Origin of the sequence: Streptomyces sp. G-G2, from assembly GCF_030063135.1 — a bacterium.
GTDB lineage: Bacteria > Actinomycetota > Actinomycetes > Streptomycetales > Streptomycetaceae > Streptomyces.
In genome coordinates this window covers 17,958-32,837 of record NZ_JASISO010000044.1, presented here as the reverse complement: position 1 = coordinate 32,837, position 14,880 = coordinate 17,958, and the positions used below count along the sequence as shown (strand labels likewise).

General features: G+C 72.6%; 13 protein-coding genes. 7 read left to right on the top strand and 6 right to left on the bottom strand.

Annotated elements, in window-relative coordinates; translation table 11 throughout:
• Positions 1–65: 65 nt before the first annotated feature.
• From QMF80_RS29010 to QMF80_RS29000, 3 genes are all read left to right on the top strand, one after another.
• Positions 66–2,504 (top strand): SpoIIE family protein phosphatase, encoded by a 2,439-nt coding sequence (locus QMF80_RS29010; RefSeq protein ID WP_283458556.1) that lies wholly within the window; start codon positions 66–68, stop codon positions 2,502–2,504.
• Positions 2,505–2,605: 101 nt separating this feature from the next.
• On the top strand, positions 2,606–2,974 hold the full coding sequence (locus QMF80_RS29005; protein WP_283458555.1) for an STAS domain-containing protein: 369 nt from the start codon (positions 2,606–2,608) through the stop codon (positions 2,972–2,974).
• Positions 2,971–3,285 (top strand): hypothetical protein, encoded by a 315-nt coding sequence (locus tag QMF80_RS29000; RefSeq protein WP_283458553.1) that lies wholly within the window; start codon positions 2,971–2,973, stop codon positions 3,283–3,285. Before QMF80_RS29005 ends, QMF80_RS29000 begins: the two co-directional genes overlap by 4 nt.
• A 42-nt stretch (positions 3,286–3,327) precedes the next feature.
• Here QMF80_RS29000 and QMF80_RS28995 read toward each other — a convergent pair whose 3' ends face one another.
• The 4 genes from QMF80_RS28995 to QMF80_RS28980 all read right to left on the bottom strand — a co-directional run bounded on the left by QMF80_RS28995 (position 3,328) and on the right by QMF80_RS28980 (position 8,627).
• Positions 3,328–3,681 carry a UBP-type zinc finger domain-containing protein gene (locus QMF80_RS28995; protein WP_283458551.1) on the bottom strand — a complete coding sequence of 118 codons (354 nt, stop codon included), beginning with the start codon at positions 3,679–3,681 and terminating at the stop codon, positions 3,328–3,330.
• Entirely contained in the window at positions 3,678–5,141 is a 1,464-nt protein-coding gene (locus tag QMF80_RS28990; protein ID WP_283458548.1) for an ATP-binding protein, read from the bottom strand. The genes QMF80_RS28995 and QMF80_RS28990 overlap by 4 nt, the downstream gene beginning before the upstream one ends.
• Positions 5,138–6,814 (bottom strand): NAD(P)/FAD-dependent oxidoreductase, encoded by a 1,677-nt coding sequence (locus tag QMF80_RS28985; RefSeq protein ID WP_283458546.1) that lies wholly within the window; start codon positions 6,812–6,814, stop codon positions 5,138–5,140. The genes QMF80_RS28990 and QMF80_RS28985 overlap by 4 nt, the downstream gene beginning before the upstream one ends.
• Before the next feature lie 445 nt (positions 6,815–7,259).
• Positions 7,260–8,627, bottom strand: a complete 1,368-nt coding sequence (locus QMF80_RS28980) for a mycothione reductase (RefSeq protein WP_283458544.1) — start codon at positions 8,625–8,627, stop codon at positions 7,260–7,262.
• A gap of 216 nt (positions 8,628–8,843) precedes the next feature.
• On the opposite strand from QMF80_RS28980, the gene QMF80_RS28975 reads away from it, so the two are divergent.
• A complete protein-coding gene (locus QMF80_RS28975; RefSeq protein WP_283458542.1) occupies positions 8,844–10,115 on the top strand; it encodes a serine hydrolase domain-containing protein in 1,272 nt (423 codons plus the stop codon).
• 172 nt (positions 10,116–10,287) lie between these two features.
• Here the strand turns inward: QMF80_RS28975 and QMF80_RS28970 are convergent, their stop codons facing one another.
• The gene (locus QMF80_RS28970; protein WP_283458540.1) at positions 10,288–10,983 is read right to left on the bottom strand and encodes a TetR/AcrR family transcriptional regulator; all 696 of its coding nucleotides are present in this window, start codon (positions 10,981–10,983) and stop codon (positions 10,288–10,290) included.
• 197 nt (positions 10,984–11,180) lie between these two features.
• On the opposite strand from QMF80_RS28970, the gene QMF80_RS28965 reads away from it, so the two are divergent.
• Positions 11,181–12,212: a medium chain dehydrogenase/reductase family protein gene (locus QMF80_RS28965; RefSeq protein WP_283458539.1), complete on the top strand. Its 1,032-nt coding sequence runs from the start codon at positions 11,181–11,183 to the stop codon at positions 12,210–12,212.
• Positions 12,213–12,315: 103 nt separating this feature from the next.
• Here the strand turns inward: QMF80_RS28965 and QMF80_RS28960 are convergent, their stop codons facing one another.
• Complete coding sequence (locus tag QMF80_RS28960; RefSeq protein ID WP_283458537.1) at positions 12,316–13,695, bottom strand: Vps62-related protein; 1,380 nt, start codon at positions 13,693–13,695, stop codon at positions 12,316–12,318.
• 265 nt (positions 13,696–13,960) lie between these two features.
• Here QMF80_RS28960 and QMF80_RS28955 point away from each other — a divergent pair, with 265 nt between their 5' ends.
• On the top strand, positions 13,961–14,392 hold the full coding sequence (locus QMF80_RS28955) for a hypothetical protein (RefSeq protein ID WP_283458535.1): 432 nt from the start codon (positions 13,961–13,963) through the stop codon (positions 14,390–14,392).
• A 101-nt stretch (positions 14,393–14,493) separates the two neighbouring features.
• A complete protein-coding gene (locus QMF80_RS28950; protein ID WP_283458533.1) occupies positions 14,494–14,859 on the top strand; it encodes a hypothetical protein in 366 nt (121 codons plus the stop codon).
• The last annotated feature ends 21 nt before the right edge of the window (positions 14,860–14,880 follow it).

Here is a 14,880-nt window from a genome sequence, read left to right as displayed (position 1 = left end):
GGCTCCCGCGCGGGGGCCCGCCGCACCTGGGCGCACACCGGAGGCAGCCGTGCCATGCTCGAGAGATGAAGGGCCGTGCCTTGCCGACGGGTGAGAGTGCCACCCCCGAGGTGCTGGCGCTCGCCAGGGTGGTCGCCAGGCTGCGCTCGGAAGTCGCCGACCTGGAGGGCGTCGCCGCGACCGCGGCCGTGGTCGAGCGGGCCAAGGGCGTGCTGATGGCCCAGTCGGGGGTCTGCGCCGAAACGGCGTACGGACTGCTCCTCGGCCACGCCGCCGAGCGCGGGCACACCCTCCTGGAGGAGTGCTGGCTCGTCCTGGGGCGGGCGCTCCCGGGCCCGCCGCCCGGCACCGCACCCGCCGAGGCGTCCGGGCCCGCAGGCGCGGGGGAGGCCATGGCCGCACCGGCCCCCGGCCGCGGACGCCACCTCGCCGGCCGCCCCGACCGCGGCGCCACGCTGCGCCCCCTCCTGTCCCGCCTCGCCCAGGGCCTGGCGGTGGCGGACGCGGGTGACGGCGTCGCGGAGCTGCTGCTCGGCGTGCTCGGCGTGGACGCGGGCGTCGACGCGGTCATGATCTACTCCCTGACCCTCGCCGGAAGCCTGGAGCTGACCGGCCGCGCCGGGATCGACGAGTCGCTCGCCGAGCGGTGGCGCCGCATCCCCCCGCTCACCGGAGTCGCCGCCCACGAGGCGGTCGCCGCTCGGCGGGCCCTGTGGCTGGAGGATCCGGTCCAGGACGCCCGCCGCTACCTCCTGATCGGGGACCCGCCGGACCGCTGGCTCTCGCGCGCCTGGCTTCCCGTACCCGCCGAGGGGCCCCCGAAGGCCGTCATCGGGTTCCTGCGGGCGCGCCCCGGCCCCTTCCCGGCCGATACCCGGGCGCTGCTGCGCCGGGCGGCCCGGTTGTGCGCGGGCCCGCTCGGGGCCCCGGCGCGCTCCCTCGACGCCGATGCGGACGCTGGCCGGGGCGACCTGGGGGTGACGTCCGTACAACGCGTCCTGGACGCCCTGCCGGGGCCCGCGATCCTGCTCACCCCGCTGCGCTCGGAGTCGGGCGAGGTGGAGGACTACCGCATCGACGCGGCCTCACCCGAGTCGGTGGACGTGGCGGGGCGGCGCGGCAAGGAACTCGTGGGCCGCCGGATCCTGGAGACGTACCCGACCCTGGGGAGTACCCCCGTGTGGGAGGGGTACCGGGAGACGCTCACCACCGGAACGGGGTACGAGGGCGAGCCCTTCACCTACGAGGAGGTCGTCGGCGGCGTTCCGCGGCGGTCCGTCTTCTCGGTCCGCGCGTCCAGGCTGGAGGACCGGCTGGTGGTGTCCTGGGTCCGCCACGACGCGAGCGAACGCCAGGCGCGGCGCCTGGCCGACATGCAGCGGCTGGGCAACCTCGGCTGGGCGGGATGGGACCTGGCGACGGGAACCGCCACCTGGTCCGAACAGGTCTACGCCATCTTCGACCGCGATCCCGCCGAGGGGCCGCTGTCACTGGAGCGACTGCCCCGGCACGTCCTCCCCGACGACCTACCGCAGCTGGGCACGGCCGTCCAGCGGCTGCTGAGCGAGGGCGAGGCCGTCGACCAGACGTTCCGGATCACCACCGCGGGCGGTCTGCGGCACCTGAGGATCGTCGCCGAGGCCCAGACGGACGCGGACGGCACCCCGGTCGAGGTGCACGGCTTCTTCCAGGACCTCACCACGCAGCGCGGCACCGAACTCGCGCTGCGCGAGACGGAGCGCGCGGTCCTCCTCCAGCGCGGCATGCTCCAGGCCGAACGCGCGCTGGCCGCTCGGCTCCAGGACACCCTGCTGCCGACCCCCGAGCAGTCCATGGAGCTGGCGGGGCTGGGCATCGACGTCGCCTACGTCCCCGCCGACCAGGGGCTCAACGTCGGCGGGGACTGGTACAGCAGCATCGAACTCCCGGACAAGAGCGCCCTGTTCGTCGTCGGGGACGTGGCCGGTCACGGGCTCGGCGCCGTCGGCACCATGGCCCAGCTGCGGTTCACCACGAAGGGCATGACGGTCACCGGTTCGCCTCTGCCCGATGTGCTGCGCCGACTCAACTCCCTCCTGCTGCACACCGCTTCGGACCCCTCCGGCGGCGCCACCGCCACCATGGTCATGGCCCGCTACCAGCCCTGGGACAGACGGCTGATCTGGGTACGGGCAGGACACCTGCCCCCGTTGCTGGTCCGCGGCGGCCGGGCGACCTTCCTCGAACAGCCGCAGGGTCCCCTCCTCGGCGCCTCCTTCGAGGCCGCCTACGGACAGGCGGTCATCGAGCTGATGCCCGGCGACCACCTGCTGCTCTACACGGACGGCCTGGTGGAGGAGCCGGGCGAGGACATCGGCGCCGGACTCGCCCGCCTCGCGGCGTCCGCCCTGCGGCTCGTGCGCGAGGGCTGCGGTGAGACCCTCGCCCGGACCCTCGCCGCGCTGTGCCCGGACCACCGTGACGACATCTGCGTCCTGGACGTGCACGTGCCGGACGGCCCGTGACCGCGCCCGCCGCAGGCATGAACCCACAGATCACGGGAAGTGGCCCTGACGGGGCCATTTCCAGGCACCCACCGGGAGCGACCGCCGGAGCGGAGGATTTCATGAGCTACGACCACCCACGGGTGCAAGTCCTCCTGGACGACGCCGGGGTCCGGGTCGTCGTGCTGTCCGGCGAATTCGACGTCGACAGCGTCGAACCGGTCCGCGGGGTACTGGCGGCCGCCGTACGGGACGGCGTACGCGTCGTGGTGGACATCTCCGCGGTGACCTTCGCCGACTCCTCTCTGCTCACCACCCTCCTCTTCGGCCGCCGCAGCGCCCCGCTGGCGCTGGCCGGGCCCGTGCCCAGCCAGTTCGCGGAACTGCTGGAGATGTCCTGCGCGGGCCCGTCCCTGGAGATCGAGCCGACCCGGGAGGGCGCCCGCGCTCGGGCGGCGGCCCTGAGCCCCCTGGAACGGTTGGCCCCATGACCGGCAACGACACCAGGCTGAAGGCGATCGCGGCCCTCACGGGCCTGAGGGGCGGCGTCGGGCCCGAGTACATCTCCGACCTGCTGGGCGAGGTGACGCCCGACCGCATCCTGGTGCCGTTGGAGGCGGACGCGGCGGAGATCGGCCAGTCCGTGCTCCAGCAGCTGTCGGGCCCCGTCAATTCCTTGATCAACGGCTTCATCCTGGCCTTCGAGGTGGTCGCGGACGCCTACGACGAGACCGACCCCGAGATGCCCACGGAGGAGATCCTCCAGGCCCTGGCCCTGCGCCTCGCACAGGAGCCGGACTGACCCCCGGGGCCGCGCGGCGGCCGACGTGCTCCGCCGCCCCGCTCAGCCGCGCAGCTGCCCCGTCCAGTCCTGCGGGAGCCGGTCGGCCGGTCCCGGCACCGGCTGGTCCGCCGGGTGGCTGCCCGGCGGCGTCAGCTCGGGCCCGGCCTCGTACAGGGCGCCGGTGTCGAAGTTCCAGAACCACTCCTCACCGGGCTCGAAGCTCTGCACCAGCGGATGGCCGGTGGACTTCCAGTGGCCGGTGGCGTGCTGGGCGGGGGAGGAGTCGCAGCAGCCGATGTGCCCGCACTGGGCGCACCGCCGCAGGTGGAACCACCAGCCCCCCGCCGCGTCGCAGTCGACGCAGCCGGTGCCGGTGGGCGGGACGCCCGGGTCGATTCCACTGATGTCGGTCATACGGGCTCCTCGGCGGCCTCGGGGGCCTCGGGTACCGGTGCGGTGAGCGGGAGCAGCACCTGGAAACGGGTGTCGCCGGGTGCGGATTCGACCTGGAGGCTGCCGTGGTGCTTGTTGACGACGATCCGCCAGGAGATGTCGAGGCCGAGGCCGGTGCCCTCACCGATCGGCTTGGTGGTGAAGAACGGATCGAAGATACGGCCGCGGATGTCCGCCGGGATGCCGGGCCCGGTGTCGCGGAACTCCACCAGCAGCCGGTCGCCCTCCCGTGCCGTGCGGACGGTCAGCGTGCCGTCGGGGCCGCTGCTCCCGATGGCGGACACGGCGTTGTCGATGAGGTTGGTCCACACCTGGTTCAGCTCCGCCGGGTAGGCGGGCACGTCCGGCACGGAGCGGTCGTAGTCCTTGACCACCCGCACCCGGCCGATCTTCCCGGACAGCATCAGCAGGGTGCTGTCCAGGAGTTCGTGGACGTCGACCACGCGGTACGGGGCGCGGTCGAGCTGCGAGTACTGCTTGGCGGCGTCCACGAGGTGCGAGATGCGCGTGGTGGAGTCGTTGATCTCGTCCATCAGCAGCTCGGTCTCGACGGTGTAGTTGAGCCAGCCCACGGCTCCGGGCAGGATGTCCTCGGCCACCGTCGCCGCCACGTGCTCCAGCCAGTCCGTGTCCAGTCCGGCCTGCACGAACGTCGGTGCGATCCGCCACCCCTCCGTGATGCCGTGGTCGTCGAGCCAGTCGGTCAGTTCGTCCTCCCGGTCGGACGCCTCCATCGGGCTCAACACCGGTGCCTTCGCGACGCGTTCGGCCGTACGGTCCTGGATCTCGATGAGATCGGCGAGCGCCTCGCGGGAGTAGGGGCCCTGGGCGATGACGGCCAGCTTGTGCCGCATCTTGCCCACCCGTTCCCGCAGCGCCTCGGTGGCCCGGACGGCCGCCGCGGCAGGGTTGTTCAGTTCGTGGGTGAGCCCCGCGGACAACGAGCCGAGGGCCAGCAGCCGTTCACGCTGGCCGATGGCCCGCTGGAGGTCCTTCGAACCGAAGAAGAGCCCCTCCAGGAGGTGCGCGGCCATCGGGAACCATTCCCGCATGATGTGCGCGAACGACTCCGCGGGGAGGACGAAGAACCGCGTCGGCTCCGTCACCCGCATCGAGTTGTGGTACGTCTGCGGCACCCGGTCGCCCAAGTACGCCTGCATGGCTCCCGCGTACACGCCGCGCTGCGAGGTCCGGCTCACTTCCACGTCGTCGGCGCCGACCCGGCGGGACAGGACGACGGTGCCCTCGACCATCACGTAGAGGCAGGTGGCCGGGTCCCCTTCGGCGTACACCGGACCAGCCTCGAACCGTTCGACCCGCCCCTCCGCGCACAGTCGCCCGAGCTGCTCGGTCGACAGCTTCTCGAACAGGAACAGCGAGGCGATCTCCTGCGGTGCGCAGGGCACGACCTGCCCGCTCACGACTGCTCCAGGTAACGGTGGACGAGCATCACGGCCATGGCTCCCTCTCCGACGGCGGACGCGACGCGCTTCGCGGACTGGGCGCGCGCGTCGCCCGCCACGAACACGCCGGGAATGTTGGTCTCCAGGTGGTAGGGCGACCGGTCCAGTGCCCACTCGGCGGGCGGGCGCCCGTCCGGCGTGAGATCCGGCCCGGCCAGGATGAAACCGTGCTCGTCGCGCAGCACCGTACCGTCCAGCCAGTCGGTCAGCGGGGCCGCTCCGATGAAGACGAACATCCACTGCGCGTCGACCAGTTCGGTCGCGCCGCCGTCCACGTCGCGCAGCGTCAGCTGCTCCAGGTGCTCCTGGCCGTGCGCCGACTCGACGACGGTGCGGGTGCGCACGGTGATGTTCGGGGCCTCCTCGATCTGCTGGATCAGGTAGTACGACATCGACGCCGCCAAGGACTCCCCGCGCACCAGCAGTGTCACCGACTTCGCGCCCCGCGCCAGGTACATCGCCGCCTGCCCGGCGGAGTTGGCGCCGCCCACGATGTACACGTCCTGCTCCAGGCAGGAGGCCGCCTCGGTGAGCGAGGAGCCGTAGTACACCCCGCACCCGGTCAGGTCCTCGCAGCCCGGGGCGTGGAGCTGCCGGTACGACACCCCGGTCGCCAGGATGACGCTGTGCGCGGCGACCGCCGAACCGTCGGAGAAACGGACGACGCGCGCCGCGCCGTTGACCTCCAGCGCCGTGACCTCGCGCGCCGTGAGGATCTCGGCGCCGAACCGGGCGGCCTGGCGGCGGGCGCGGTCGGTGAGCTGCGCACCGGACACGCCGTCGGGGAAGCCGAGGTAGTTCTCGATGCGGGAGCTCTGGCCCGCCTGGCCGCCGGTCGCCGACCGCTCGACCAGTACGGTCCGCAGTCCCTCGGAGGCTCCGTACACCGCCGCGCCCAGCCCGGCCGGGCCCCCGCCGATGACCACGAGGTCGTAGAAGTCGGCCATCGGCATCGTCGCGAGCCCCACGCGGGCGGCCAGCTCGGCCGCCTCCGGCTCGATCAGCACGGAACCGTCCGGTGCGATCACCACGGGCAGCCGCTGGGGGTCGGCCCCGGCCGCCTCCAGCAGCCGCCGCCCCTCGGGCTCGTCGGAGGAGTACCAGCGGTAGGGCACCTGGTTGCGGGCCAGGAACTCCCGTACCTGCGAGGAGCGCGCCGACCAGCGGTGTCCGACCACCTTGGTGGCGGGCACCGGCCGGTAGTCGCTGGAGCGCCAGGCCGTGAGCAGATCGTCCAGGACGGGGTAGAGCTTCTCCTCCGGTGGGTCCCAGGGCTTGAGCAGGTAGTGGTCGAGGTCGACGACGTTGATCGCGTCGATCGCCGCGTTGGTGTCGGCGTAGGCGGTCAGCAGCACGCGCCGCGCACCCGGGTACACGGTCAGGGCCTGTTCGAGGAACTCGATGCCGTTCATCCGCGGCATCCGGTAGTCGGCGAGGATCACCGCCACCAGATCGCCCCGCAGCTTCAGCTCGCGCAGCGCCTCCAGCGCGGAGTCGCCGGACTCGGCGCGCACGATCCGGTACGCGGCGCCGTAGCGGCGTCGCAGGTCACGGGCGATGGCACGGGAGACCCCGGGGTCGTCGTCCACGGTCAGGACGACGGTCCGCGCGGTCTCGGCGGCTTCTGCCATACGTGTCCACCCCGGGTGCTCTGGGCGGGCGGCACGGCGGGCCGCCCGTGCCGTTCCCGCCCATCGTAGGGTCGATCGCCGGGGACCGCCCGGTCAGGTGACCGGCCCCCGGGGCCGGGAGCGGACCCGGCAGGGGGCCGGGCCGGAGGTGCGGAGCGGGGCCCGGGGCCGGTGGGGGCTGGGGATCGGGCCCGGGCCGCGGCGGTGTCGGCGGCACGGGGTCGGGCCCCGGGGCGGGAACGGGACCCGGGAGGGGGCCCGGACCGGGCCCCGGCGCGGGAGTGGGACTGGGCGGGACGGGATCGACGGGAGGGGTTCCCATGGTGATCACCTCGGCTCGGAGACCTGTCGGCGCCGGGTGGTGGCTTCGTAGCGGCGCCCGTTCACGGGTCCCCCTACCCGGATCCACCGGGCCGATGCCCTCGTCCCGCCTCAGCGGTCAGGGTCACAGGCCGAGGTCGAGGAGGGCCTTCTCCACGAGTTCGGTGGGGGCCGGGTGGATCCAGTACGGGGACCGGGCGAGGGTGACGGCGTCGATGCCCAGGGTCATCGCCAGCACGAGGGGCTGGATGAGGGCGGAGGCCTGCGGGCCCATCACATGGGCGCCGAGCAGGCGGCCGGTCCCCCGCTCGGCGAGCACCTTGCAGAAGCCCGTGGTGTCCTCCGTCGCCCAGCCGTAGGCGATGTCCGCGTACCGCGCCTCGCCCACCAGCGGGTCCAGCCCCCGCTCGCGGCAGTCCTGCTGGGTGGCGCCGATCGAGGCGATCTGCGGACGGGCGAAGACCGCCGCGGGCACGAGGTCGTGGTCGGCGCTGATCAGGTCGTCCGGGTGGCGGAGATTGTGGGCGACGACCCGGGCCTCGCGGTTGGCGACGTGCTTGAGCGGTACCGGCGTGCAGATGTCACCGAGCGCGAAGACACCGTCCACCGTGGTGCGTTGGTGGCCGTCGACCACGATGCGGCCGTCGTCGTGCGTGGCGATGCCCGCGGCGTCGAGGTTCAGCCGGTCGCTGTTGGGTACGCGGCCGACGGCGACGAGCAGCATGTCCGCCTCGACCGTCGAACCGTCGTCCAGGCTCAGCCGCAGGGCGCCCGGACGGCCGTCGACGGCGGTGAGCTCGCGGCCGAGCCGGAGGTCGTAGCGGGACCGGGCCAGTTCGGTGAACCGTTCGGCGACCGACTCGTCCTGTTGGCCGAGCAGGCGGTCCTCCTTCTCGACGATGGTGACCGAACTGCCCGCCGCGGCGAACACCTCGGCCAGCTCGGCCGCGACGTAGCCGCCGCCGAGCACGGCCAGGCGCCGCGGCGGCGCGTCGATCCGCATGACGGTGTCGGACGTCTCGTACGGCAGCGCGGAATCGGCGACGGGCGGGGGCACCAGCGGGCGGCCTCCAGCGGCGACGACGATCTGCCGGGCGCTGATGTCGACGGCGCCGTCCGCGAGATCGATCCGCAGCTCCCGAGGGCCCGTGAAGCGGGCCCGGCCCTCGTACACCGTGATGGAGTCCGCTTCCAGGCGGCCCCGGCGGCCCTCTTCGCGCTCGGCGTCCAGGCGCCCGAACACCCGGTCGCGCGCCGCCCGCCAGCGCACGGCCGTCAGCTCGGCGTCCACGTCGTAGGTGCCGGATTCGCCGACGGTACGGGCCACGTTCGCGGTGTAGGCGAACATCTTGCTCGGGATGCAGCCCGCGTTCAGGCAGGTGCCACCGAACCACCGCTCCTCGACGACGGCCACGTCGAGACCGGCGAACGAATCGTCGATCACGGCGTTGCCGGATCCCGCACCGATGACCACAAGATCGTACTGACGCATCGTGCCAGGCTACGAGATCCCGCCCCGGCGGCGCGCGTCGGGCGCGCCGGTCCGCGCGCCCGCGGGGTCCGATGGAGCACACCTTTTGTCCGGGGGTGGTATCCATCAGCCGATGATCTTACGTAGGCTCAGGAATGTCCGCAGTCTCCGGGGTTGTCCCCCGGGGGCTGCCGCACTTTCGCATGCCCTGGCCCCACCCATCGAGTTGAGGAATACGTGCGCCTGTCCCTTGAACGACGCCTGACCGTCAGTGCTGCCCTGCTCGCCGTGGCAGCCGGTGTCGTCCCGGCCACCGCGGCCCACGCCGCACCGGCCACTCCGCCTGCCGCCGCCGCGCCGACCCAGCAGGTGACGCCCGACATGGAGGGTCTGACCAAGGCCCTGCAGAACACCCTGGACGCGGGTGCGCCCGGCGCCCTGGCCCGCTACACCGGTCCGGACGGGGTGAAGAGCAAGACTCTGGGCGTCCAGGACACCGCCTACGGCACCGCGATGGACGTCGACTCGCGGTTCCGGATCGGCAGCGTCTCCAAGACGTTCTCCTCCGTCGTGCTGCTCCAGCTGGTGAACGAGGGCCGTGTTGACCTGGACACCCCGGTCAACCACTACCTGCCGGGCCTGCTGCCGGACGACCGGATCACGGTGCGTCACCTGATGACGCACCGCAGCGGCCTGTCGGACTACACGAACGTGATGTTCGCGGACACGGTCCCCGGCTTCGAGGCCGTGCGCAACAAGGTCTTCGGCTACCAGGAGCTGGTGGACCTCTCGCTCGCCGAGCCCCGCACGACCGAGCCCGGCGTGTCGTACAAGTACTCGAACACCAACTTCGTGGTCGTCGGCATGATCATCGAGAAGGTGACCGGGAAGCCGGTGGCCAAGGAGTACGACCGCCGCATCATCAAGCCGCTGAAGCTGCGCGACACCTCCTACGTGCACCCCTCCACGGTCATCCGGGGCGCGCACGCCCACGGCTACCTCCACCCGGACGAGGACGGGGAGGCGCTGGTCGACTCCACCGAGCAGACGGTGTCCTGGGCGCAGACCGCCGGAGCGGTGATCTCCAACGCGGCGGACCTGAGCACCTTCATGTCGGGGCTGGTCAGCGGCAAGCTGCTGCCCGCGCGCATGCTCGACCAGATGACCACCGTGACCCCGACGGACGCGACGAACACGCGCTTCTACGGGCTGGGTCTGCGGCGCTACGACCTCTCGTGCGGTACGCAGGTGTTCGGGCACACGGGCACCGTGCAGGGCTTCTACACCTACGCCTTCACGACCCGTGACGGCAAGCGCAGCCTCTCCGCCATGGCGAACACCTCGAACGACGGGGCGGCCAACACCGCCCTGGGCGGCACGCTGGAGGCCGCGTTCTGCGGTAAGCCCGCGGCCCCCGCGGCCGGGACCAAGGCCGCCGCGCGCGGTCTGGCCGCGTCCCCGGCCCCGGCCCTTGCCCCGGCCGAGGCGGACCTGCCGGAACGCCGCTGACCCTCGCGGCCCCGGGCTGGGGACGCTGACCACCGCGGCCCGGGGCCGCCGACCGGGCGGGCCGGAGCCACCGCGCTTCGGTCCGCCCGGTCCGCGATGCCGTTGCCGCGGACAGCCGCCGGCGCACAAGGGGCAGCGCAGCCAGGGGGCAGCGCATCAGGAGGTCGGCGCATCAGGGAGTCAGCGCGTCCACCTCCGCCGCGAAGAGCACGGCGGGGTCCAGTCCCATACCGGTGAAGTGACCCGCGAGTTCCAGGGACAGGGCGCCGTGCAGGCGGGTCCAGAAGGACAGGGCCAGCCGGAGGGTGGCGGGCGGGGCGTCCGGGCGGTCCGCGGCCCACTCTCGGTGGTTCGCCAGGTGCTCGCCGAGCGGGCGGGCCCCCGCGTCGCCCGCGGCCGGGCCCGTCGTGGCGGCGGCGCAGGCGTCGAGCAGGACGGCCATCATCTCCGAGGCGATGGCGGTGATCTCCGGCGGCGCGTGATAGCCGGGCACGGGGGTCCCGTAGACGAGGAAGTAGCGGTGCGGGTGCCGCAGGGCCCAGTGGCGCAGCGCCCGGGCCAGTGCGACGACGCCCTCGGAGCCGCCTCCGCCACCTCCTGCACCTCCCGCGCCCCGCTCGTTCGCGACGGCGATGAAGGCGTCCGCGAGGTCGCGGTAGGCGTCCCGGACGAGTTCGGTGATCAGCTCGTCGCGGTTGGCGAAGTACCGGTAGAGCGCGGGCCCGCTCAGGCCCATCTGCTTGGCGATCGCGTTGAGGGACAGGGCGGAGGCGCCGGACCCCGCGATCTGCTCCCAGGCCTTCTCCTTGACCTCCGCGCGGACCTGCTGCCGGTACCGCTCGCGGGGAGTCGTCGTACGTCCGGTCATGCCGCCACCTGTCGCTCGTCGCGTATCGCCTCGTCGCGCATCGCGATAGTGAGAGGCTATCACTCTCGGCATGGCATATCGCGATCGTGGAGGCCGCTCCCTTGACACCGGCGCGGCCCATGCCCATTCTAGTTACAGCTTCTAACGAACGCGAGAAGCCAAAACTCAGGTCGGGTCGGAACCCAAGGAGTCCAGTCATGAGCACCGCCGAGCGCGTCGAGGTCGTACTGCTGGGCAAGGTCGAACCCGAAGGGCTGGAGCTGCGCCGCGGGCCCGTCCCGGTGCCGGCCGCCGGGCAGGTGGTGATCGCCATGGAGGCGACCGGCGTGTCCTTCGCCGAGCAGCAGATGCGCCGCGGCCGCTACTACGACCAGCCCCCGTTCCCCTTCGTCCCCGGATACGACCTCGTCGGCACCGTGCTGACCGCGGGCGAGGGAGTCGACCCCGAGCTGCTCGGCCGCCGGGTGGCCGCCCTGACGAAGACCGGGGGATGGGCGAGCCACGTCGTGGCCGATGCCGCCGACGTGGTCCCCGTGCCGGAGGGCGTCGGGGCGGCGCAGGCGGAGACCGCCGTCGTCAACGGCATCACCGCCTGGCAGATGCTCCACCGCAAGGCCCGGGTGCGCCCCGGCCAGACCGTCCTGGTGCACGGCGCCAACGGCGGGGTCGGCTCGATCCTGGTGCAGCTGGCGCTCGCCGCGGGCGCCCGGGTGATCGGCACCGCCTCCACCCGTCATCACGAGGCGCTGCGCGCGCTCGGGGTCACGCCGATCGACTACCGCTCCGGCGACGTTCCCACCCGGGTCCGCGCACTGGCGCCCGGGGGAGTGGACGCGGTCTTCGACCACGTCGGCGGCGACGGCGTGGTCGGCTCCTGGCGGCTGCTGGCCCCCGGCGGCACCCTCGTCTCCTACGGCAGCGCCGCCACCCGCGACGACGAGGGCAGCGGAGCGCTGCCGGTCCTCCTGCTGCTGGGCCGGGTGTGGATGTGGAACGCGCTGCCCAATGGCCGCAGCGCCTGCTTCTTCAACGTCTGGGCCGGCCGCGCCTACGCCAAGGACCGCTTCCGGGCCCGGCTGCGCGCCGACCTCACCCAGGTGTTCACCGCCCTCCAGCGCGGCGAGATCACCGCCAAGGTCGCCGCCGAGATCCCGCTCGCCCGCGTCGCCGAAGCGATGCGCCTGGCGGAGTCGGGCACGGTCGCCGGAAAGGTCGTACTCGTCCCGTGACCCGGTCCCGGGGAGCGCCGAGGGCCGCCGGACCGCCGGGGCCGACCCCGATGGTGGCGGGGTCGGCGGGGGAGGCGGTGTCCGCGGGCGGCCCGCGCGGCGGTCAGCCGATCCGGGGCTCCTCGCCGATCCGGGGATCCTCGTCGGCGTCCGCGCCCTGCGGCTCGGCGTCGGGGACGTTCGGCTCGCCGGTCTCACCGAAGGCCTGGGCGAGCGTGCCCTCCTGGGCCCCCACGCCTTCGGTGGACATCTGGGCCTGGGCGCCGCGCGGGTACTGGCCGGTGAAGTAGGAGTCGACGTCGAACTTCAGGCCGCCCTGCCCGCCGACCGCCTCCCCGTTCCTGCGGATCGCGATGATCTCGTGCGTCGCCGACCACAGGGCTCCCGAGGACCGTGCGGGAGTGGTGAGGCCGTGCGTCTTGGTGACGGAGTTGAGCTGGGTGACGCTGTGGCGGCTGCTGTACCCGAGTTCGGTGGTCACGCTGGTCTCCACCGAGGCGCTGAGACCCTTGATCTCGATACCGGCCGACGCGCTCACCGTCGTACTGGTCCGGCGGCTGAACTCCTCGCTCATCTCCTTGGTGATGCCGGTTGTGACGGCCACGCTCGACTCGGCGGGGGTGCTGCCCGCCTCGTTGTTGCGGAAGATCTGCAGGGTGAAGTTGACCCGCCGCTCCAGCGTGTAGAAGGGCGAGTTCGCCGCCTGCCAGGCGATGTTCTTGCCGGGGTCCTTCACGACCGTCATCGGTACGGTCACCGCGCGGTCGGTGATCTGCGCGACCGGATCGGGCTCCCGGTGCGAGGTCAGCACCGGCACGGCCGGGGGATTGCGCCGGGCCACCGCCGCGGGCAGGTCGAGGACGTGGACCGTGCCGCTCGGGCGGGCGTGACTGGCGTGCGCCCGGTGGAGATCGGCGCCCAGGATGAGGCGCTCGGTGCTGTCGGTGGGGTACTGCGGCGGCCGGATCTGCCAGGTCGACACGTCCCTCCTGGCCCCGGACTTCTTGTCGTCCCAGATCATGTCGCCGATCACGCCCTCCCGTACGTAGCGGCGGCCCGCCAGCTCCTGGCGGACGCACGCGTAGTACTCGGTCAGCGGCGCGTCCCAGCTCAGGGCGGCCCACACGTCTCCGAGGGCGACATATCCGGGCGGAGCCACCGGCCGCCACACCGAACCGTTCTTCTTGGCGCCCGACTTCTCGTCCGTCCATATGAGGTCGAACCGGACCGGGGGCTTGATCATCTGGTCGGCCGCGTTCGCGCCGCGGACCAGGATCGCGCCCCGGGCCCCCGTCATGTCGGCGTGGCTGCGGTGGCCGGTGCTCCCGAGGTAGCGCCAGCCCTGCGCGTACAGGGTGGAGGAGATCTCCGGGTTGAAGAACGCGCCGTCCAGAGTCGCGCCCGACCCGGCGTCGTCCCAACGGCGGGTGAACCGGTCGGTCACCGCGATGTCCAGCGCCCCGTACCTGATGCTGTCGACCATGGAATCCCACTTCCGCTCACTGTGCGGGCAGGGGTCGTCGCAAGATGTGACCGCGATCGGCCCCCTCGTGTACGGAAAGCTATCAATTGGGCGCGCAGCGTGTCCGAAGTGGTCTGGGGAAGGCCGGATTTCAGCATTCTCGTGCCTATTACGCGCCTTGCGAAGGATCTCCCGCACCGGGTACGGAGTCCCAGGAGTTCCGGGCCGCTGGACGGGGTCCGGGCGGGTCCGCATGGGCCGCCGGGCCGTGGGCAGGCGCGTCGGCATGACTGATTCCACTATGAACTCCACCAGCAACTCGGCCGCCCGCTCCACAGAGTTCCGTGTCACCGTCGAGGGTGAACGTTTCACCTGCGAGGACGTCCAGGGTCTCGGCCCCCAGGGCGACGGCGGCTTCCCCGGGGAGGTGCTCACGGTGACGCTCACCGGCTGCGTCCTCACCGACACCCCGAAGGCCCTGTCCTGGGCACTCGCCGAGGACCCGCGAGGACCGCGCTCCGTCTCCATCGAGGAGACGGACGCCGTCCGCCGCGAGGTGATCACCACCTGGGAGCTGACCGACGCGGCCCCGAACCAGGTGCGGGGCGCCAGCACCACGGCGTCGAACCACGAGACCCGGATCCAGCGGATCACCCTGAACGCCGCCAAGATCACACCGGTCACGCACCCCGCGGCCACCGAGGGCCCCCGCCACTGAACCCCGCCACTGAACCCCGCGACAGAACCCCGCCATCGCCCCCGCCACTGACCGGGTGCAACGGGCCCCCGCAGCGACCGACTGGAGGCTAGGCTCCGCAGATGGAACGCGCAGAGGTGCTCAAGCGAGTCATCGGCATCCTCACCGAGGCCCAGGAGATCCGCCGGGCAGCCGAAGCCGGTGAAGAGGACGACACCCCCGAGACCGAAGCGAGGGTCGTCACCCAGTTGCTGAACGAGATGCTGCCCTCGATCAGCGTCCCGGCCGACTCCTCACCGGCGCAGGTGGCCCGGCTCGTCGCCGAGGCGCTGGGCCCGGCCCTGCACACGATGGTCGCCGGATTCAGCCTGGCCTTCACCAGTCTCGCGATGGCGCACGACGGCGGCCGTACGGACCTCTCCTCGATCGAGGTGCTCCAGCAGCTCGCCCTCGAAGTGGAAGCCGGAAACTACGACGGGGGCTCCTGAGCGGGCCGCAGGCCAGTCGTG

Bases quoted from the DNA above. Each gene is read 5' to 3' on its own strand.
- QMF80_RS29010 (WP_283458556.1), top strand. From the start codon at position 66: ATGAAGGGCCGTGCCTTGCCGACGGGTGAGAGTGCCACCCCCGAGGTG.
- QMF80_RS29005 (WP_283458555.1), top strand. From the start codon at position 2,606: ATGAGCTACGACCACCCACGGGTGCAAGTCCTCCTGGACGACGCCGGG.
- QMF80_RS29000 (WP_283458553.1), top strand. From the start codon at position 2,971: ATGACCGGCAACGACACCAGGCTGAAGGCGATCGCGGCCCTCACGGGC.
- QMF80_RS28995 (WP_283458551.1), bottom strand. From the start codon at position 3,681: ATGACCGACATCAGTGGAATCGACCCGGGCGTCCCGCCCACCGGCACC.
- QMF80_RS28985 (WP_283458546.1), bottom strand. From the start codon at position 6,814: ATGGCAGAAGCCGCCGAGACCGCGCGGACCGTCGTCCTGACCGTGGAC.
- QMF80_RS28980 (WP_283458544.1), bottom strand. From the start codon at position 8,627: ATGCGTCAGTACGATCTTGTGGTCATCGGTGCGGGATCCGGCAACGCC.
- QMF80_RS28970 (WP_283458540.1), bottom strand. From the start codon at position 10,983: ATGACCGGACGTACGACGACTCCCCGCGAGCGGTACCGGCAGCAGGTC.
- QMF80_RS28965 (WP_283458539.1), top strand. From the start codon at position 11,181: ATGAGCACCGCCGAGCGCGTCGAGGTCGTACTGCTGGGCAAGGTCGAA.
- QMF80_RS28960 (WP_283458537.1), bottom strand. From the start codon at position 13,695: ATGGTCGACAGCATCAGGTACGGGGCGCTGGACATCGCGGTGACCGAC.
- QMF80_RS28955 (WP_283458535.1), top strand. From the start codon at position 13,961: ATGACTGATTCCACTATGAACTCCACCAGCAACTCGGCCGCCCGCTCC.
- QMF80_RS28950 (WP_283458533.1), top strand. From the start codon at position 14,494: ATGGAACGCGCAGAGGTGCTCAAGCGAGTCATCGGCATCCTCACCGAG.